The sequence below is a fragment of the Paraburkholderia sp. EG286A genome, assembly GCF_040965375.1.
Taxonomy (GTDB): Bacteria; Pseudomonadota; Gammaproteobacteria; order Burkholderiales; family Burkholderiaceae; genus Paraburkholderia.
This window is the reverse complement of sequence record NZ_JBFRCB010000008.1, coordinates 38294-57647: the sequence shown is the minus strand read 5'-3', so window position 1 is coordinate 57647 and position 19354 is coordinate 38294. Positions and strand designations below refer to the sequence as shown.

The window sequence follows — 19354 nt, the reverse complement described above, 5'->3', positions numbered from 1 at the left end:
GAGCGCGGCCGCCCCCCTCAATTCCCGCAAGCATGAATCAAAAACTGCTGCATCGCTCTCGCCGGATCGCTGAGCACTGCCCCAGGATGCCACAACATGCCCGCTTCCATCTGCGGAATGGCATCCTCGATGGCGCACGCGTCGATGCGCTTGCCCTCCAGCGACCACGGCCTGAACACCATGTCCGAGAGTATCGTCACGCCGAAGCCGTGCGCCACGAGCCCGCGCAGCGCCTCCATCGAACTCGTGCGAAACGCGATATTCGGCGCGACGCGACGCTTTTTCCAGTAGCGCAGCGTCGAGGCCTCGCCCTCGTCCACCGTAAGCTGGATATAGGGGTAACGGGCGATGTCGCGCAGCGTGACGGTGCCCATCTGCGCGAGCGGATGCGTCGGCGCAGCCCACAACTGGCGGCGTGAACGCATCAGCAAGTGGTGGCCGAAGCGCGCGCGCCGCTCCACGTTGGAAAGCAACGCCACGCCGAGATCCACCTTGCCCGCGAGCACGGCCTCTTCGATGGCGGGCCGGTCCAGATCGTGCAGATCGATCTCGATCTCGGGATAGGTCGCACGAAAGCGCGCGAGCAGTTCCGGCAGGAAATAGCCGAGCAGCGTATAGGAGGCGGCCATGCGCACCGTGCCGCGCAGGCTGTGCGCGCGAAACGGCGCCTTGTGCAGCGCGTCGCGCACCGACTCCAGCACGTGGCGCGCGTGATTGAGGAAGTCCTGCCCGTCGGGCGTCAGTTCCACGCCTTGGGGCAAGCGCACGAAGAGCCGCGTGCCGAGCGCCTCCTCGAGCGCGAGCACCGCATTGGTGATTGCCGACTGCGAGACATGCTCGGCCGCCGCCGCCATCGAAAACTGCCCGTTCTGCGCCGCCGCCACGAAGTAGCGGAACTGCCGCAAGGTCACGTCCTTGGCCATGTGCTTTTCGAATATCGTGAGTCGATGGATCCGATTCTACGATACGTGGTCTGCGACGTCCCCGCGGCGGTCGGCCCCACACAACCCGTTATCAGCGCGGCGCCATGCGCAAGGCGCCGTCGAGCCGGATCACCTCGCCGTTCAGATAGCGGTTGCCGACGATATGCTCGACGAGCGCCGCGAACTCCGCGGGCTGGCCAAGACGTTGCGGAAACGGCACGCCCGCGCCCAGCGCCTGCTGCACTTCGGCGGGCATGGCGAGCAGCATCGGCGTTTCGAAGATGCCGGGCGCGACGGTCACGACGCGAATACCGTTGCGCGCCAGTTCGCGCGCCGCGGGCAGCGTGAGCGAAACGACGCCGCCCTTCGAAGCCGCATAGGCCGACTGGCCGATCTGGCCATCGTACGCGGCCACCGAAGCCGTATTGACGATCACGCCGCGCTCGCCGCCGGCGTCGGGCGTGTTGTTCGCCATCGCCACGGCGGCGAGACGCATCACATTGAAGGTGCCGATGAGGTTGACGCTCACGACCTTGGCGAACAGATCGAGCGAATGCGCGCCCTCTTTGCCGACGATGCGCTGCGCCGGTGCGATGCCCGCGCAGTTGACCACGCCATGCAGTGCACCGAAGCGCTGCGTGACGAGCGCGATCGCCGCCTCGACGCTTGCCGCCAGCGTCACATCCACCTCGACGGCCAGTGCATGCTCGCCGCCGAGCGCCGCCACGTCACGCGCACGCGCTACGTCGATATCGCCGAACACAACATTCGCGCCGCGTTCGAGCAGGTGTCGGCCCACCGCCGCGCCGAGTCCAGAACCACCGCCCGTGATAAAAAACGTCTTGTCCTGCACAACCATTTGAGTCTTCTCCATTAGTTATCCGATCTTTTAAACCGTCTCAACCACCAGTTCCGCGCGATACTTTTCGCGCACGCCGCGCGAACGCTCGTAATTGCGCTCCTTGACGATACCGAAGCCTCGCACCGCACCCGGCACGCCGAGCAGGCCCACGGCCGCAGCAAGCGTCTGCTGCGTAACCTTGCCGAGCACGAGGCGCACGTCGTCCTCGAATTCGCCGATCATCGCGCGCTCGATCACGCGGTCGCGCTGCCGTGCGAACGGATCGAGCGGCGTGCCGCGCAGCGCCTTGCCGTGCTTGAGCACGCGCAGCAGCGGCTCGGCCCACACGCCGCGCAGCGCGATCTTGTTGCGGCGCCCCGTTTGCGCATCGCGGCGCGTGAGGAGCGGCGGCGCCATGTGGAAAGTCTTCTTGCCCGCCGTGCCGTCGAACAGGCCGGACAGGTACGCGCCGAAGCCGCCATCCGTGTGCAGGCGCGCCACTTCGTACTCGTCCTTGTAAGCCAGCACCTTGAAGTAATGGCGCGCTGCCGCTTGCGCGAGCGCGCCGCTCGCCCCTTCGATCGCGCGCTCGGCCTGCGCGACGGCATCGACCAGCGCGCGATAGCGCTTCGCATAGGCGGCGTTCTGGTACTGCGTGAGATCGCGCTCGCGTTCGGCCACGAAACGTGCGAGATCGAACGGCGTGTCCGCGGCCGCAACCTCCGCTCCCGTCACGCGTCCGAGCACACGAGTGTCCTGTGCGATCAGACGCCCCCAAAGGAACGCGCGTTCGTTCATCTTCACGGCCGCGCCATTGAGCCCGATTGCCTGCAGGATCGATGCTTCGCTAAGCGGCACGAGGCCGGACTGATACGCGTAGCCCACCATCATCATGTTCGAGGCGATGGCGTCGCCGAAAATCGCTTCCGCCGCCGCCGTACAGTCCCAGAACACCGCGCCGTCCGCGCCCATCGCGCTCTCTATCGCCGCTTGATGGACGGCCTTGCTCACGGGCAGATCGCCGTCGCGCACGAAATCGGCGGTCGCGTTGATGCGCTCGTTCACGATCGCGCGCGCGCCGCTGGCCGGCAGGCGCGAGAGCGCGCCCGACGATGCCGCCACCACCGCGTCGCAGCCCAGCAGCACGTTGGCCGCCTGCGCGCCGATGCGCGAGGTGGTGATGAGCCCGCGGCTCTGCGCGATCTGCACGTGGCTCAACACCGCGCCGTTCTTTTGCGCGAGGCCGGTGAAGTCGAGCGTCGAGGCGCCGCGCCCTTCGAGGTGCGCGGCCATGGCGAGGATCGCGCCGATCGTCACGACACCCGTGCCGCCCACGCCGGTCACGACCATGCGCAGATGTTGCTCCAGCGCCTGCGGCACGCGCGCGGGCGGCGCGAGCGTGGCGCGCAGTTCGGCTTCGATGCGCTGGATGCGCGCGGCGTCCGGGCGCTTCGGCTCCATGCCCTCGACCGTCACGAAACTCGGACAAAAGCCCTTCACGCACGAGGTGTCCTTGTTGCAGCTCGATTGATTGATGGCCCGCTTGCGGCCCAGCGCCGTTTCGAGCGGCTCGATCGCGATGCAGTTCGACTGCACGGAACAGTCGCCGCAGCCTTCGCACACGGCCGGATTGATCACCACGCGCGTAGGCGGATCGATCAGCTTGCCGCGCTTGCGGCGGCGGCGCTTTTCGGCGGCGCAGGTCTGGTCGTAGACGATCACCGAAACGCCCTTCTGCTCGCGCAGGCGGCGTTGCAGCGCATCGAGCGCGTCGCGGTGCAGGAGCGTCACGCCCGCAGGCAACCCCAGCGATCCCGCGTATTGCTCAGGCCGGTCGGTGACCACCACGACTTCGTTCACGCCTTCGGCCTGGACCTGCGCCACCACGCGATGCACGGTCAGGCCGCCCTCGGCGGGCTGGCCGCCGGTCATCGCCACCGCGTCGTTGAAGAGAATCTTGTAGGTGACGTTCGCGCGCGCCGCCACGGCCTGGCGGATCGCCAGGCTGCCCGAGTGCTGGTAGGTGCCGTCACCGAGATTCACGAACAGATGCGGCATGTCCGTGAAGGTCGACATGCCGACCCACTGCACGCCTTCGCCGCCCATCTGGCAGAACGTCGCCGTGTTGCCCGCCTCGCCGAGCGCCATGATGTGGCAGCCGATGCCGGCCGCGGCATGCGAGCCGTCCGGCAGACGCGTCGACGTATTGTGCGGGCAGCCCGCGCAGAAGAACGGCTTGCGCGTGAGCGGTTCGCCTTGCGGCACCTGCGCGAGCGCGATCACGCGCTGCGCGCCGCCCAGACGCGCCTGGGTTGCGCTCGTAGCGAGCAGCGGCACATCGACCTCGACGTGCCGGAAAAACCGCTGCAGTGCTTGCGCGAGCTGCTCGGGCGCGAACTCCATCGCGGCGGGCAGCAGCGGCTCGTGCTCGCCAAGCGTCTTGCCGTGCACGGAGGGCCGCTCGTCGGCACGCACGTTGAAGAGCGCCTCCTTGATCTGCCGCTCCACGAACGAGCGCTTCTCCTCCACGACGAAAAGCGCCTGCATGCCGCGCGCAAATGCCTTGATCCCTTCGGTTTCGAGCGGCCAGATCATGCCGACCTTATAAAGCCCGATACCGAGTTGTTCGAGGCGCGCCGCCGTGAGGCCCAGCGCCTCGAACGCGGCCAGCACGTCCGCATGCGCCTTGCCCACCGTGACGATGCCCACGCGCGCCTGCGCGGGGCGCAGCAACGCGCGGTCGAGCGGATTCGCGCGCATGAAGGCGAGCGCGGCGGGCAGGCGCTCTTCGAGCACGCGGCGCTCCAGTTCGGCGCGCTCCGCGGGCCAGCGCAATTGCGTGTCGTAGTTGAAGCCGCGCGGCGCCGGCACCGCGATGTCCGCAGGCAAGCGCAACGGCGCGCCACGGCCCACGCGCATCGAACGGCCGCTTTCCACCGTCTCCGTAATCGCCTTGAAACCGACCCACAGCCCGCTGAAACGCGACAGCGCATAGCCGGTGAGCCCGTACTCGATGTACTCCTCGACCGATGCCGGAAAGAGAATCGGCATCATCGCGCCTTCGAAGACGTGGTCCGTCTGGTGCGGAAACATCGACGACTGCGCCGCGTGGTCGTCGCCGGCCACGGCCAGCACACCGCCGTGCCGCGCGGTGCCGAGCATGTTGGCGTTGCGGAATACGTCGCCGGTGCGGTCCACGCCCGGCCCCTTGCCGTACCACATCGAGTAGACGCCTTCCACACGTTTGCCGGGGAACGCGTCGAGTTGCTGCGCGCCCCACAGCATGGTCGCGCCGAGGTCTTCGTTCAGGCCCGGCTCGAAGCGCACGTCGAAGTCCGCGAGCAGTGCCTTCTGGCGCCACAGTTCCTGATCGAATCCGCCGAGCGGCGAGCCGCGATAGCCGGAAACGAGACCCGCCGTTTTCAGCCCGGCAAGCCGGTCCGCGCGCGCCTGTTCGATCAGGATGCGCACCAGCGCCTGGGTGCCGGTGAGAAACACCGCGCCGTCCTCGCGCAGATAGCGGTCTTCGAGGCGATAGTCCGTATCGATCTGGCGGTCGGTCTCGACGGCTCGCATGTTCATGGTTGTCTCCGCTGTTCGGCTTGTGGGTATTAGCGGATTCTAGGTAGCCAATAGCGGCGATTCGTGCCAAACTGAGCCACAGTTTGCTCACGAATTAGCAACACTCGCCCCAAATTCACCTTTTTCAGGGAAACCTGGCCAATGAAATTCGACCGCGTGGATGTGGCCATCCTGCACGCCCTGCAGCGCGACGCGCACGTGAAGTCCGCCGACCTCGCGGAATCGCTCGGGCTTTCGCTCTCGCCGTTCTACCGGCGCATCCGCATGCTCGAAGAGCGCGGCGTCATCACGCAGTACGTCACGCTGCTCGATCAGGAGAAGGCGGGCTTTCCCGTCAACGCGTACGTGTCGGTGGCAATCGAGAAGAAGAACGAGACACGGCTGGCCGCGTTCGAGCGCGCGATCTCGAACTACGACGAGGTGATGGAGTGTTATTTGATGACGGGCGCGTTCGACTACATGCTGCGCGTAGTGGCGAGCGATATTGCGGGCATCGAGCGTTTCGTCATGACGCGCCTCACCAAGATCGAGGGCGTGCGTGACATTCACACTTCCGTGGCGCTGCGCCGCGTGGAGTACAAAACCGAGCTGCCGGTGCGCGTGCGCGACGAGTGACACGCGGCGCGACGCCGTGGTTCAGTGAGGAGGTCGAAGGAATCGCGGAACAGATAAAGCCGTCACGCCTTTTGTCCCGCCTTGCGCGCCGCTCGCAGCGGCTTCGCGGCAGCGCCGTTCTCCGGCGCCGCCTCACGCTCTTGCCCCTGAATTGTGTGGGTCGAACGCAGTGCGTCGAGCCGGCCTTCGAGCGTGCCCACCTGGTGGCGCAAATCGCCGAGCTGCGTCTGCAACGCCTGAATTTCGGCGCGCGCGCTGTCCTCCGTGCGCGCCGCGCGCTGCGTGGCGGCTTCGGCATCGCGCTGCAAACGCGCGTTGGCCGTGCGCTCGCGCTCGATTTCGAGCTGGGCGCGCTTCTCCGCTGCCTGCCAGCGCGTTTCCGCGAGTTCGGCGCTTGCGCGCAGCTTGTCGCGTTCGGCCGCAAAGTCGGCGCGCGCCTGGGTGAGCGCCGTGTCGCGTTCGCGGCTTGCCTCGCGCTCGCGCACCAGTTCCGCTTCGAGTGCGCCGCGCGTGGCAACCGCGGCGGCTTGCGCCTGCTCCAGCTCCTGAATGCGCACCTGCGCCGTGAGCAGCGCGGCGGTGCGCTGTTCGAGCGCCACCTCCGTGTGTGAGAGGTCCGCGCGCACGGCGGCCGTTGCGCCTTCCGCCGCACGGCGCGCCTCCTCCACTTCCAGCCGCAGCGCTTCGAGCGACGCCTGTGCGGCCGCCGTGGCGCGCGTCCAGAGCGCGCCCATGAGTTCGCCGGCGGCGCCTTGCAGTTCCTCGGGCAGATCGGCGTGCTCGATACGCACGCGGCTCTTCTCGCGCAGGGTGGCCCAGAACTCCGAAAGGACTGCCGTAGGCGTGCTCATGCTGCCGCGGTGCACGAGCTGATAGAGCCGGTTGGCCGTGGGCGTGATGCCATAACGGAAGAACATCAGCGCGCACACTTCGCGATACAGCTCGCGCGTTTTGGGAAACTCGGCCTTGAGCCGTTCGATCTCGGCGGCGAGGCGTACTTCGTCGGGGGCGACGTCGGTCATGGGACGGTGCGGGGCTGGAATGCGTCGATATTACAACGTAAAGCGTACGATTCCTACCGCCACGCATGCCGCCCGCTCGTGCGCGAAAATTATAGAAGCCATGCAGTGCGCTTGCTAAACTATTAAAGCGAATCCAGACGCGACAATAATCTGATTTAATTGCACGTTTTTTTATCAGGCTGCGTAATTTAGGTTATCTAATGAATCGGCGAGGCTCGGTGTCACAAAGCGCTCGCCCCCGGTCCCTCGCGGTCCGGCCAGAGGCGGCCCCCGCCGCCCTTTGCGAAAGCCCTTCCTTCCCGCTTTCCCGACCGGACGCACGCCGCGTCACGCGCGTGCGTCAGCCGCATTGATTCGACAATTGAAGCGGTCGCCCGCAGTTCCGTTCAGTCCATGAAAACGCACGCCCGGCTAGTGGCGCGCGCTTGTCCGATCCGTTGAATTGAGAGGTGTGCCATGTCGAGCCTGTCGAGCGAATCCATCGCCACATTGAAAAGCGCGCTGCGCGGCGAAGCCCTGCAACCCGGCGACGCGGCCTACGAAGAAGCCCGGCAAATCTGGAACGCGATGATCGAGCGCCGCCCCGCGCTCATCGTGCGCTGCCGCGGTTGCGCCGACGTGCGCCAGGCCGTGGCGCTCGCGCGTGAAAGCGGGCTGCCGCTCGCCGTGCGCGGCGGCGGCCACAATATCGCGGGCAGCGCGCTATGCGACGGCGGCATCGTGATCGATCTCTCGCTCATGAAGTCGGTCAGAGTCGAGCCCGCCACGCGCCGCGCGTATGTGGAGCCAGGCGCCACGCTGCACGACTTCGACCATGAAGCGCAGGCGTTCGGCCTCGCCACGCCGCTCGGCATCAACTCGACGACGGGCGTCGCGGGTCTCACGCTCGGCGGCGGCTTCGGCTGGCTGAGCCGGCGCTTCGGCATGTCGATCGACAACCTCGTCGCCGCCGACGTCGTGACCGCCGACGGCAATCTGCTGCGTGCGAGCGCCGAAGACAACGCCGACCTCTTCTGGGCGTCGCGCGGCGGCGGCGGCAACTTCGGCGTGGTGACGATGTTCGAGTTCGCGCTTCACCCCGTCGGCCCCGAGATCTACGGCGGACTGGTCGTGCTGCCGTTCGACGCCGCGAAAGAAGCGCTGACGCATTACCGCGAGGCGGCCGAAGCGATGCCCGAAGACCTGACCGTGTGGAGCGTCTCGCGTCTCGCGCCGCCGCTGCCGTTCCTGCCGCCCGAGGTGCACGGCAAGCCCGTCATCGTGTTCGCGATCTGCTATTCGGGGCCGCCGGAAAACGGGCCGAACGCGGTGGACGCGGTGCGGCGCTTCGGCAAGCCGTGTGGCGAACATCTCGGGCCGATGCCCTACGCCGCGTGGCAGCAGGCATTCGATCCGCTCCTCACGCCGGGCGCACGCAACTACTGGAAATCGCACAATCTCAACGCGTTGCCCGACGGTCTCATCGACACGCTGATCGACGCCATCGCCGCGCTGCCCTCGCCCGAGTGCGAAATATTCTTCGGCCAGATCGGCGGCGCGACGCTGCGCGTCGCGTCCGATGCGATGGCCTACCCGAGTCGCGACGCGCTCTACGTCATGAACGTGCACGGCCGCTGGACCGATCCCGCCGACGACGCGCGCTGCGTCGCCTGGGCGCGCGGCTTCTTCGAAGCTTCCGCGCCTTACGCGCTCGGCAGTGTCTACGTGAACTTCCTCACCGACGACGAACGCACGCGCGTCGAAGCCGCCTACGGTCCGAACATGAGCCGTCTCGTCGCCGTCAAGACGAAATACGACCCGCACAATCTTTTCCGCCACAACCAGAACATCCGGCCCGAAGGGTCGGCCGAGGGAAGCCAGTAGTCCGCGTATCGATGTCATCGTAAGGAGATTCGTCATGGCGACTTATGTGGTGCTCTCGCAGTTCACCGACCAGGGTATCCGCGCCGTCAAGAACAGCGCGCAACGCGCCAGTCAGGCAGCGGAACTCGCCAAAACTTTCGGCTGCGAAATGAAGCAGATCTACTGGACGCTCGGGAAATACGACGTCGTCACGGTCATCGACGCGCCCGACGAGCAAAGCTTCATGGCGTTCGGCCTCGCCCTCGGGTCGCTCGGCAATATCCGCACGCAAACGCTGCGCGCCTTGAGCAAGGACGAGTTCACGGCGGTGCTCGGCAAGCTCAATTAACGAGCGCCGGCGCGCGGCACCCGGGCCGGTGCCGCGCGGCCGTTCAGCATTCTTCATACCTATTCGCCGCATGCGCGGCGCATTCCCCTTCCAGATCGGGGAGGCAGTTCCCTGCCCGAACACACCATGGCGCGCGGGCAACCTTCCGGGAAGCGGCACTGCGCGAGCGAAGTCTTTCTTTTTGGCAAACGTTTGCCGCCTGGGTATCAAGTCCGCGCGCGCGAGGCCGACAACGCGTACATCGCCACGAATTTTTGGAGACCCGGACGTGACGCGCGTTTTGCTTTTACTTGCCGTAATGGTTGTGACAGGCTGCGCGCAACTGCAGCCGCCCAGCACGGCGCAAACCGGGAAACCCGCCGTGTCGAACGTCATCATGAAGTTCGACATTCCCGCCGATGCGCTAGGCGCGCACGACCCGCAGCTGAGCGCGGTGCTCGCCAAGGCGGGCGCGCTCGCCGCCGCGCAGAAGCAGCCCACCGTGATCCGCGTGACGGCGCTCGGCCAGGACTTCAAGTACATCAATCAGGCCATCTGGCGGGGCGTGCCCGCGCAAGGGCCCAAGCCCACGCTCGAAAACCTGACGGCTGGCGCGAACCAGACGTACAGCGTCTCGATCGAACCGTGGCATGCGGGGAGCTGACACGATGCGTCCGATCGTTTTCGCCGCCGCATTCGGCTTCTGTAGCGCCGCCTGGGCGGGCCAACCCGCCGCCAGCGCGCCCGCCACAGCCACCGTCGTTGCCGCTGCGGCGACGCCCGCCGCCGACAAGGTCTATCCGCCGCTGCCCTCGCTCGCCATGCTGCCGCCCACGACCGGCGACGACGACGAGGTTCCCGCGCCGCATTCGTCTTCGCACAGCAAGAAGAAGGTGCGCCAGCGCGATTGCCACTGCGCCATGCCCACGCCGCGCCTCGTCGTCTCCGACACCTCGCGCGCCTACCTCAGGGACATCGAGCAGCAACTCGATTCCGCTCTCGCGCAGTGACGTCGCGCATTGACGCCCAACCCGGAGCTTTGACCCATGCAGCAGAAGACCAACGCCCTGCGCCAGTTGCGATCGCGAGTCATGCGCGCGTGGGTCGCGTTCATGAGCCTCGCGGCGCTCGGCGCAACGGCCGCGCACGCCGCGCCGCCCGCCGACGAATGCTTCGAAAAGGCCGGCGCCTACCAGGGCGTGAATCCGCTCGTGCTGCGCGCCGTGGCGTGGCGTGAATCGAAAGGCGACGCGGCGGCCATCAATCACAATGCGAACGGCTCGATCGACGTCGGGCAAGCGCAGATCAACTCGATCCACTTTTCGGAGCTTTCGCGCGAGGGCATTCCGCACGGCGCCCTCACGGACCCGTGCGTGAATATTTTCGTGGCCGCCTGGCTGCTCAAGCAAAAGATGGTGCGATACGGCAACACGTGGCGCGCCATTGGCGCGTACCACTCGGAGTCGCCGCACGAGCGCGATGCCTACGCGCGCAGCATTCAGGCGATCCTCGTGAGCTGGGGCCACCTGCAGCCGGGGCGATGAACGACGCGCACGGCGTCGCTTCAGATTCGTTGCCTGCGCAACGACCGCTTAGCCGCGCAGCTTGTTCAACAGCTTGAGCCCGCGACGCGCCACAGCCGAATAAAGCTCGGCGCCCTTGAGCGCGGGGTCGATATGGCGCTCGTAAGGCTGCAGCGTGATCGGGAAATACGGCGCAAGCTTTTCCACCACGCGCTGCGGCGAGATGTGCGTGTTGCTCTGGACCACGGCGAACATGCCGTCGCTTTCCGGCGCGAGGTGGCGCGCCTCGCTCCAGCCTTCCATCTTGTCGGCGAACCAGACGCTTTCGTCGGCGTGCAGCGCGCGCTGGCCAGGCTTCGGGCCCGTGTGGTACTGCTCCAGCAGCCCTTCGTTTTCCGCGTTGAGCCAGTAAAGCGTGTATTCGGTCCAGTCGAGCGCGTAATTGGCGAGCAGCACGCGGCGCCAGTCGGTGCCGTGCAACGCCGCCAGGCGCTCTTGCAGGCTCAGGCACAGCGTGCGCGACAGGATGGCCGGCGTCCACCAGATGCCGTCGCGCGCGAGTTGCGGATCGAGATCCAGCAGCTTCGCCGAAGCCTCCCAGTAATACGGCTCCACCGTACGCGGCTGCACATGCGTGAGCGCACGGCCGTCGAGAATCAGCGTATCCGCGCTGAAGCGATGCGTGGCGAAGCAGTCGGGGTCGAGCACGAGGAAATACTCGGTCTCGATCCATTCGGGCGCATTTAGCTTGATGATCTGCTGCCGGTGCCAGTTGCGGATCTGGTGACGCTGCGAGAACTCCGCAAAAATGCCCATGTACAGCGATTCGTCGACCACTTCGATGGGGAAATCGGACCACGCCTTCGCGTAGCCTTTGACCTCGTCGAGTTCCTCGTGCGGCACGACGATCACGAAACGGTGAAACGTTTTGGGCGTCGTGAAGTGACGCAGCGACGAGAACAGGATGTCGCAGCGGCCGATGTTGTCGGCGTAATGCCGTCCCCGCGTCTTGACCGGCAGGATGGCGCTGATCTGATGCATGGCAGTCAGGTCCCGAATGTTAGAAGAATCGATAAATGAAGTTCGGGATATAGCCGCGCCGATGCGTCAGCGCGATGCCGATCAACCTGCCGCCCGCGTCGAGCAGCTGCGTTTTGAGGCCGAGGACCACGGGCTTGCGCGACACCTCTGCGCGCACCGCCATGACCGTGGCGTCCGCCAGCGCCGCGTTTTCGATGCCGGCGAAGGACTGGCTCGCGGGCGGCGCATGCACGACGATGTAGTCGTGCGCCTCGCGCAGCGCGTCGAAGAGAGTCGTGGTCTGCTGCCACGAAGCCGGGAACGTGCCGCTTTCCGGCCGCGCGACGACGATGTTGTGCCGCTCGACGCTCTCGAACACGAGTCCGCCCGAAGCCGCGATCTCCGTGGGCGCCGCGCTCGCCGCACGGCTTTGCCCGCCGTGCCCCGACCACGTCAGCAGGCCCTGCGCGTTCGGCGGACCGTAGAGCGGCGCGTCGGCGCCGGAAGCCATGTCGAGAATGAGGACCGGCTTGGTCGTGCGGTGCTCCAGTTCGACGGCGAGGCCGCGAATCACTGAAAGCAGCCCGTCGTTCTTGCCGAACGAGAGCGCCATGACGACCTTGGCGGGCGAGTCCGTGCTCGCGTTGATGGCCGCGATCATGCGTCCGTACGCCATATGCGCGGGCCGGCTGGCTGCCTTGCCCGCGTCGGCTGACGCGCCCGCGGCGCCGGGCCGGCGCGCACCGCCACCGCCGAGCATCACGGGCGCGTTCAGCACCGGCAGCAGCAGCGAGCGCTCGGCCTGCTCCGGACTCAGGAAGGTCTCGCGCAGGCTCGCCATGACGAGCACGACGAGCGCCGCAATCAGCAGACCCGCCGCCACGCTCGCCGCAATGACGAGGCTCGCCGACACGCTGCGCTGCGAAGGCGGGAACGGCGCCTGGATCACGCGCACGTTCGTGCTGTTCACCTGGCTCACCTGCCCCTGCTGGATCTTCGCCAGCTCGACCTGGCGCGAACGGTCCTTGAAGCTGTCGGCCAGAATGTCGCGCGTTGCCTGCAGCTGGCGCATCTGGCTGGAGATGTCGCTCAAGTTCCGCAGCGTCGCGCGGGTGCCCTTGATCTGATCTTCGAGCGCCTGCTGGCGCGCGGTTTCGCCCGCGATGCTCGCATTGAGCGCGGCCAGCCGCCCTTGCACCACGTCGTAGTAGTCGTTGTGGCCGTAGCGCGTGGCCGTGGCCATCTGCGCCTTGCGACGCGCGATGCTCGCGTGCATGTCGGCGATCTGCTGATCGAGCTGCTGCACGAACGGCGAGCTATCCATGTAGCGCGAGGCGAAATCGGCGCGGCGCGCTTCGAGCTGCATCAGCGAAAGCTGCATCGTGTCGAGCGCGTGGGCGGCTTCGGAGTCGTCGGTGAAGATCGGAATCGTCGCCTTCACCCCCTTCGAGGACGCCTGCTCCGACTTCAGTTCGCCGCGATGCTGCGCGAGCGACGTGTCGTTCTCGAGCTTTTGCTGCACGAGCTGGCTTTCGAGCAGCACGGCACGCGAAGTCTGGTCGTCGATATTGACGATGCCGTGCGTTTTCTGGAACGCGAGCAGGTCGGCATCGGCCTTTTTCAGTTGCCTTGCGACTTCGTCGCGCTGGCCGGTCAGGAAATCGACGCGGCCCGACGTGAAGATCGTCGCGCGCCGGCGGAAGTACGTGTCGAGCAGACGCGAAAGCGCATCGGCCGCTTCCCTGGGATCGGCGTCGTAATACGTGAGGTTGATGGTGCTCGCGAGATCGTTCTGCTCGATATGCAGCCGATGCTCGAATTCCTGCAAATGGCTGTCGATTTCGTGTTCGCTGGCGTTCGGCCCCAGTTTCGCGATCACCACGTCGCGATGCAGTTCCGGGCTGCTGAGAATTTGCGCCTCGACGCCGTCGAGCTGGCCGATGGCGGGCTGCACCGCGGCGCCGCCATTCGGGTTGTTCGACTGGTCGTAATATCCTGCAAGGAGTACGAGCAGCGTCGACTGCGCCCGGTAAGGCATCGGCACCAGCAGCGCGACCGCCACGCCGATCGCCACAACGGAAAGAAATACCGCCGTGGCAAGCTTGCGATAATAAAAAACGGTGTTGAGATAATCCCGGACCGTCAGTTCGACAACAGCCGCCTTCCTTTCAGGCCTTGTTCTAGTAGTAATAACCATACAGGTGCGGTTCCGGGCCAGCAGTGAAGATTCGACGGCGCATATAATACGTAAGAAAACATCCAGGATGTCGCGTTAAACTGACATCCGCGAAAAAATCGTGTGAGTTCCACCCTTCATTAACGGCAATTCCTGCCGTTACTTGACAAGAGATCAGGAACCGCAAGCCACCGCTTCACCCACGCGCCCGATGAACATATTCCGACCAGCCTGCGTCCTCGGGCTGCTGACGCTTACCGCCTGCACCCAGACCTGGGTGGAACCGCAATTCCAGCAGCGCGCGCAGTTCGCCGCGTGGTCGCAAGCCACGCCCGGCGTCTATCGCATCGAACCCGGCGACGACCTTTCGGTCGTCATGCCCTTCAATGCCGAGCTGAACTTTCGCGGTTCGGTCGCGCCGGACGGCGGCCTGACCATGCCGTTCGCGGGCACGATCCCCGCCGCGGGCCTCACGGTGGCCCAACTCGGCGACGCCATCAACAAGGCGCTCGCCGCCAACGGCATGGCGAAGAACGCGCACGCTTCGGTCGCCATCGTGCAGTCCGCGGCCAAGGTCTATGTGGCCGGCCAGGTCGGGCGCCCCGGCGAAATCGCGCTGCACACGGGCATGAGCGTGCTGCAGGCCATCTCCGCCGCGCAGGGCTTGCTCGACACGGCGCGCACCAACGAAGTCGTGCTGATCCGCCGCAGCCCCGATGGCCGTCCGATGCTGCGCACGATCGACCTCGACGCGCTCACGCATCGCGGCGACCCGACCCAGGATGTCGTCCTGCAGGCCACCGACACGATCTTCGTGCCGAAGTCCTCGATCGCCGAAGTCGACCAGTGGGTCGATCAGTACATCGACAAGGTCATTCCGTTCCAGCGCGGCTTCGACTACACGATCTCGAACAACCCCACGACTTACTAGGCCTGCTCCGCGAGCCCGTGGTTTTCCACGCCCGGGCCAACGAATCAAGCGCGAATCACACGCGATGGAAACCGCCACCCCAACCACCGGGCTTGCCCCGGTCTTTTCGAGCGAGCCCGCCAGGTGGCGGGTCACGTGGTGGCTGCTCGCGCTCCTGCCGCTCTTCGGCCAGACCTTCCACTACCTGAGCACGCTCGTGCCGCTCTGGGCGCTCTCGAAAGCGCTGCCGGTCATTTCGCTGCCCGCCGTGCTGCGCCTGGGCGGCGAACCGCGTTTTCCCATGACGCGGCAAATCCTCATCAGCTTCGCGTGGCTCCTGCTGGTGCCGAGCTTCGCCGCCGTGTTCTATTTCCACGAAGGGTTTTTCACGAGCATCACGGCGCAGGTGAAGCTGCTGCCCGTGCTCTATTTCTTCTCGTTTCTCGCGCTGCTCCTCACGCTCAAGCCCAGGCTTGGCGAGCTGGAGCGCGGCTTCCTGGTGCTCGGCGTCGTCATTCTCGCGGTGCTGATCGTGCTCTGGGCCGTGGTGCCCTCCGACTGGTACCAGGAGTCGTATGTAATCGGCCAGTCGCCCTTTTTTAGCGCCGACAACCGCGGCCACCGCATCCGCATGTCGATGTATTTCCCGCTCATCCTGCTGTTCTTCTGCTACCGGCGGGCCTTTTTCGAAAGGCATGCGGGCTATCTGCTGGGCGTGGTCGTCGCGTTCGCCGTCACGCTGCTGATCGTCAAGACGCGCGCCATGGTCATCGGCATCATGGGCGTGCTCGTCATCAACACCTTCGCCTGGTCGCGCATGCGCACGCGCGTCCTGCTGCTGCTCGCCGCGCCCGTCGCGCTCGTCGCCCTGTTCTCGGCGGGCTACCTCGCCACGACCTTCAGCACCGACGCGAGCACGGGCTTCGACACGCGCCGCATCACCATCCTGCTCGCCACGAAGTTCCTCGGCAGCGAGCCGATGCGCTGGCTCTTCGGCGTGGGCACGATCAGCTCGACCAGCAAAGACAACCTGATCGACTACTTTCACCACTTTTTCTTCCTCGCCGACATTACGTGGCTCGGCATCGTGTTCGAGTACGGCCTGATCGGCGCGCTCATCATCCTGTTCTTCCAGCTGCGCGGCATCGTGTTCTACCGGCGCCTGCGCAAGAAGGTCGACGACGATTTTCTCGGCGCGCTGTTCGACTATCTCGTCTACGTCCTGCTCATTTCATTCTTTTACCCGCCTACCCTCACGCCGGGCGAGACCGCGGTCATTCTCGCGATCTTCGCGTACATCTGGCGCGTGGGCGAGCTGGACGGCCATCACGACGACCATGCCGATCTGCAGGTTCACCATGCCACGCCCTAAGCGCAACAAGCGGATCAAGCGCCCCAACCTGCATACGCTGCTGGTCGGCGCGCTGCTCATGTCGGGCGCGGCGGCCTGCACCGACGCGACCTCGGGAACGCCCTTGCCGGTAGCCATCTCGGTGGATGCCGCCGCCGGCCGGCACCCCATCAGCCCGCTGATTTACGGCATCAACTTCGGCACGACGGCGGTCCTGCAAGACCTGCGCGCGCCCATCAACCGCTCGGGCGGCAACAGCGCCTCAGCCTATAACTGGCGCCTCGACGCACGCAACGCGGGCAAGGACTGGTATTTCGAGAGCCTCGCCGTCAATCCCGCCGATATCAACGACCAGTTCGGCGAGCGCTTCGTCGCGCTCACCCAGGCGGCGGGCGCCACGCCCATCGTGACCATTCCAATGCTCGGCCGTGTGGCGAAACTCGGACCGGCCCGCGAGACGCTCGCGAGCTTCTCGATCGCCAAGTACGGCCCGCAGCCGAATCACGACGTGAACGGTCACGCCGACGCCGGCAACGGCGTGGCGGCCGGCGGCAAGCCGATTGCCGGCAACGACGCGAACGACGCCTCGACGCCCGACGACCCGCAAAACGAGCAGGCGCGCGTCGCCGATCTGGTGAAGCAATTCGGCGGCGCGAGCGGGGGCGGCGTGCGCTACTACGCGCTCGACAACGAGCCGAGCCTCTGGCAGCTCATACACCGCGACGTCCATCCCACGGGCGCGCATGCGAGCGAAATCGCCGGCAAGGTGATCGCCTATGCGCGCGCCGTGAAGGCGGCGGACCCGCACGCGCAGATCGTCGCGCCCGAAGAATGGGGCTGGCAGGGCTATTTCTACAGTGGCTTCGACCAGCAGTACGCCGCGGACCACGGCCTCGATCACACGCCGGACCGCACAGGCGAAACCCAGGGCATGCCGTACGTGCCCTGGCTGCTCGCGCAATGGAAAGCGGCGGGCCATCCGGTCGACGTGTTCAGCCTGCACTTCTACCCGCAGGGCGGCGAATACGCCGAAACGGGCGTGACGAACTCGCAGGCCGTGGCGCTCACGCGCAACCGCTCCACGCGCGACCTGTGGGACCCGAACTACAAAGACCCCACGTGGATCAACAACGTCGTCGCGCTGATCCCGCTGATGCGCCATTGGGTCGATACGTACTACTACCCGGGCACGCCCATCGGCATCACGGAATACAACTGGGGTGGCGACACGCTGATGAACGGCGCGACGGCCCAGGCCGACGTGCTCGGCATTTTCGGCCGCGAGGGGCTGGATATCGCCACGCGCTGGGGCACGCTCGATCCCTCGATGCCGGTGTACAAGGCATTCAAGCTCTACCGCAACTACGACGGCAACGGTGCGGCGTTCGGCGCGACCAGCATTGCCGCGAACGCGCCCGACCCGGACACCGTTTCCGCATTCGCCGCCTTGCGCGAGCGCGACCATGCGCTGACGCTCGTGGTCATCAACAAGCAGCTGGACCGCCCCGCCGATGCCGCCGTCACACTCGATCATTTCGCGGCGAGCGGCGTGGCCGAAACCTGGCGGCTCGCGAACAACCAGCTGTTCCGCATGCCCGACGCGCGCTACCAGGACAGCACGCTGCGCGCGAGCCTGCCCGCGCAGAGCGTGACGCTGTTCGTCCTGCGCGGCGCGCAGGCGCAGCATGAGTGAAGCCCGCGAAGCGCGCATGCCCGCGCGCCCAAACGGCGGTTCGATGATCCGGGGCTCGCTCGTGAGCCTCGGCGTGCGCCTGCTCGACCTGCCGAGCCGCTACGGCTTCCATCTGCTGATCGCCGCCATGCTGGGCGTGGTGCAGACGGGCGACTTCTATATCGTGTTCAGCACGATGGTGGCGCTCGCGGGGTTCGGGCGCCTCGGCATCGACCAGGCGCTCACGCGGCAGATCGCGATGGACCTCGCGGCGGGCGAGGCGCGCGCCGTGCGGCCCGCCATTCGCCGCGCGCTGTGGCTGGTGCTGCTCGCCTCCGTCGCCATCTCGATCGCGCTTGGCGCCGGCGCATTCGCCTTCGCGCACGACGTGCTGAAGAAGCCCGAACTCGCCTGGCCGCTCGCGCTCGGCGCGCTCTCGTTCATCCCGCAAAATCTCGGCGCGGCCATGGCGGGGGCGCTTGCCGGACTCCAGCGCGTGGGCTGCAGCCAGATGATCTATTCCTGGCTCTGGCCCGCGATCTTCTGCGCCGTCGCCATCCCGCTCGGATTGACGCACGGCATGAGCGTCGCCAGCACGCTCATGCTGATCGCCGCCAGCTTCACGCTCACCGCGCTGACCGGCGCGTTTCTGCTCAGGCGTTTTCTTGCCGGCGTGCCCGCTAGCGCACCAGCGCCCGCCGAACCGCCGCGCCTGCTCAAGGCGGGCTTGCCGCTTTTCACGCTGGAATTCACGAAGCTGTTGATCACCTCGGCGCCCGCCATCGTGCTCGGCATCGTCGCCTCGTCGCGCGAGACCGGGCTCTTCGCGCTGGCGTGGCGTCTCGCGCTCGTCATCAATCTGCTGATCAGCGGCGTGACCGGCATGGCCGCGCCGAAGTTCGCGAGCCTTTTCGCGCGCAACGACCGGCATGGGCTCGACAAAAGCGCGGCCCAGGCGGCGGGCCTCGTGCTGTGCCTCGCGTTGCCCGCCGCGCTCTGCATGCTGCTCTTTCCCGAACACTTGCTGCGCCTGTTCGGACCGGGCTTCGGCGGCGGCGCGGCCGCGCTGCGCGTGCTCGCGCTCGGCCAGATCGCCGCGGCCTGCTTTACCGCCATGCCCGAACTGCTGGGCATGACCGCGCACACTTCCGTCCTGTACCGAATCAACTTCTACTCGGTCGCCGTGCTGCTCGTGGGCCTCGCCGTGCTCGCGCCGATGGGCGGCAGCGTCGGGGCGGCGGCTGCGGCATCGCTCGCCATTGCCGTGAACGGCGTGCTCGCGGCTTGGGCGGCGCACCGGCTGCTGGGCGTGTTGCCACTTGCGCTGCTCGGGCGATGGGTGCTCGGGCGCGTGCCGGGACGCAGCGCGGAGCAAGACGGGCAACAGGACGTCTAGATCGTCGCGATTTCAACGGCGCCGGCTTCAACTGCTTGCGCCTGCAACGACTCATCGTTCCGGCGCGGATAAACACGGGCAAGCGCACGCGGCACGGCGATTGCGGAATTCATGGTCAGGCAGGCGGCAATCGTCTGCATCGATACCCAGTCT

17 protein-coding genes are annotated in these 19354 nt (G+C 66.5%); 10 read left to right on the top strand and 7 right to left on the bottom strand.

Translation table 11 applies throughout. The features are described 5' to 3' along the window. Positions 1–17: 17 nt before the first annotated feature. The 3 genes from AB4Y35_RS32205 to AB4Y35_RS32195 all read right to left on the bottom strand — a co-directional run bounded on the left by AB4Y35_RS32205 (position 18) and on the right by AB4Y35_RS32195 (position 5346). Positions 18–923 carry a LysR family transcriptional regulator gene (locus AB4Y35_RS32205; RefSeq protein WP_368707597.1) on the bottom strand — a complete coding sequence of 302 codons (906 nt, stop codon included), beginning with the start codon at positions 921–923 and terminating at the stop codon, positions 18–20. A 91-nt stretch (positions 924–1014) separates the two neighbouring features. Then, the gene (locus AB4Y35_RS32200; protein ID WP_368690813.1) at positions 1015–1782 is read right to left on the bottom strand and encodes an SDR family NAD(P)-dependent oxidoreductase; all 768 of its coding nucleotides are present in this window, start codon (positions 1780–1782) and stop codon (positions 1015–1017) included. Between the two features lie 30 nt (positions 1783–1812). Further along, entirely contained in the window at positions 1813–5346 is a 3534-nt protein-coding gene (locus AB4Y35_RS32195) for an indolepyruvate ferredoxin oxidoreductase family protein (protein ID WP_368707596.1), read from the bottom strand. Positions 5347–5487: 141 nt separating this feature from the next. Between AB4Y35_RS32195 and AB4Y35_RS32190 the strand changes: the two genes are divergently transcribed. Next, positions 5488–5961, top strand: coding sequence for an Lrp/AsnC family transcriptional regulator (locus tag AB4Y35_RS32190; protein WP_069263434.1), 474 nt, complete (start codon positions 5488–5490; stop codon positions 5959–5961). 62 nt (positions 5962–6023) lie between these two features. On the opposite strand, the gene AB4Y35_RS32185 is transcribed toward AB4Y35_RS32190, so the two are convergent. Further along, a complete protein-coding gene (locus AB4Y35_RS32185; RefSeq protein WP_368707595.1) occupies positions 6024–6983 on the bottom strand; it encodes a DNA-binding protein in 960 nt (319 codons plus the stop codon). A 456-nt stretch (positions 6984–7439) separates the two neighbouring features. Between AB4Y35_RS32185 and AB4Y35_RS32180 the strand changes: the two genes are divergently transcribed. The 5 genes from AB4Y35_RS32180 to AB4Y35_RS32160 all read left to right on the top strand — a co-directional run bounded on the left by AB4Y35_RS32180 (position 7440) and on the right by AB4Y35_RS32160 (position 10697). Next, positions 7440–8846, top strand: a complete 1407-nt coding sequence (locus tag AB4Y35_RS32180) for an FAD-binding oxidoreductase (protein WP_368707594.1) — start codon at positions 7440–7442, stop codon at positions 8844–8846. 34 nt (positions 8847–8880) lie between these two features. Further along, a complete protein-coding gene (locus AB4Y35_RS32175; RefSeq protein WP_342923072.1) occupies positions 8881–9174 on the top strand; it encodes a GYD domain-containing protein in 294 nt (97 codons plus the stop codon). Between the two features lie 298 nt (positions 9175–9472). Beyond that, the gene (locus AB4Y35_RS32170; protein ID WP_342923157.1) at positions 9473–9817 is read left to right on the top strand and encodes a hypothetical protein; all 345 of its coding nucleotides are present in this window, start codon (positions 9473–9475) and stop codon (positions 9815–9817) included. Positions 9818–9821: 4 nt separating this feature from the next. Beyond that, complete coding sequence (locus AB4Y35_RS32165; RefSeq protein ID WP_368707593.1) at positions 9822–10163, top strand: hypothetical protein; 342 nt, start codon at positions 9822–9824, stop codon at positions 10161–10163. 81 nt (positions 10164–10244) lie between these two features. Then, the gene (locus tag AB4Y35_RS32160; protein WP_368707808.1) at positions 10245–10697 is read left to right on the top strand and encodes a lytic transglycosylase domain-containing protein; all 453 of its coding nucleotides are present in this window, start codon (positions 10245–10247) and stop codon (positions 10695–10697) included. A 48-nt stretch (positions 10698–10745) separates the two neighbouring features. Here the strand turns inward: AB4Y35_RS32160 and AB4Y35_RS32155 are convergent, their stop codons facing one another. Both AB4Y35_RS32155 and AB4Y35_RS32150 read right to left on the bottom strand, forming a co-directional pair. After that, positions 10746–11717, bottom strand: coding sequence for a DUF6492 family protein (locus AB4Y35_RS32155; protein ID WP_368707592.1), 972 nt, complete (start codon positions 11715–11717; stop codon positions 10746–10748). Positions 11718–11736: 19 nt separating this feature from the next. Beyond that, complete coding sequence (locus AB4Y35_RS32150) at positions 11737–13758, bottom strand: GumC family protein (protein WP_368707591.1); 2022 nt, start codon at positions 13756–13758, stop codon at positions 11737–11739. 391 nt (positions 13759–14149) lie between these two features. Between AB4Y35_RS32150 and AB4Y35_RS32145 the strand changes: the two genes are divergently transcribed. The 4 genes from AB4Y35_RS32145 to AB4Y35_RS32130 all read left to right on the top strand — a co-directional run bounded on the left by AB4Y35_RS32145 (position 14150) and on the right by AB4Y35_RS32130 (position 19201). Beyond that, positions 14150–14803 (top strand): polysaccharide biosynthesis/export family protein, encoded by a 654-nt coding sequence (locus tag AB4Y35_RS32145; protein ID WP_368707590.1) that lies wholly within the window; start codon positions 14150–14152, stop codon positions 14801–14803. A 64-nt stretch (positions 14804–14867) separates the two neighbouring features. Beyond that, positions 14868–16154 (top strand): hypothetical protein, encoded by a 1287-nt coding sequence (locus AB4Y35_RS32140; RefSeq protein ID WP_368707589.1) that lies wholly within the window; start codon positions 14868–14870, stop codon positions 16152–16154. Then, positions 16141–17826, top strand: coding sequence for a glycoside hydrolase family 44 protein (locus tag AB4Y35_RS32135; protein WP_368707588.1), 1686 nt, complete (start codon positions 16141–16143; stop codon positions 17824–17826). Before AB4Y35_RS32140 ends, AB4Y35_RS32135 begins: the two co-directional genes overlap by 14 nt. Then, positions 17819–19201 carry a lipopolysaccharide biosynthesis protein gene (locus AB4Y35_RS32130; protein ID WP_368707587.1) on the top strand — a complete coding sequence of 461 codons (1383 nt, stop codon included), beginning with the start codon at positions 17819–17821 and terminating at the stop codon, positions 19199–19201. Before AB4Y35_RS32135 ends, AB4Y35_RS32130 begins: the two co-directional genes overlap by 8 nt. Here AB4Y35_RS32130 and AB4Y35_RS32125 read toward each other — a convergent pair. Then, positions 19198–19341 (bottom strand): hypothetical protein, encoded by a 144-nt coding sequence (locus AB4Y35_RS32125; protein WP_368707586.1) that lies wholly within the window; start codon positions 19339–19341, stop codon positions 19198–19200. The two genes, AB4Y35_RS32130 and AB4Y35_RS32125, sit on opposite strands and share 4 nt — an antisense overlap. Positions 19342–19354: the final 13 nt, after the last annotated feature.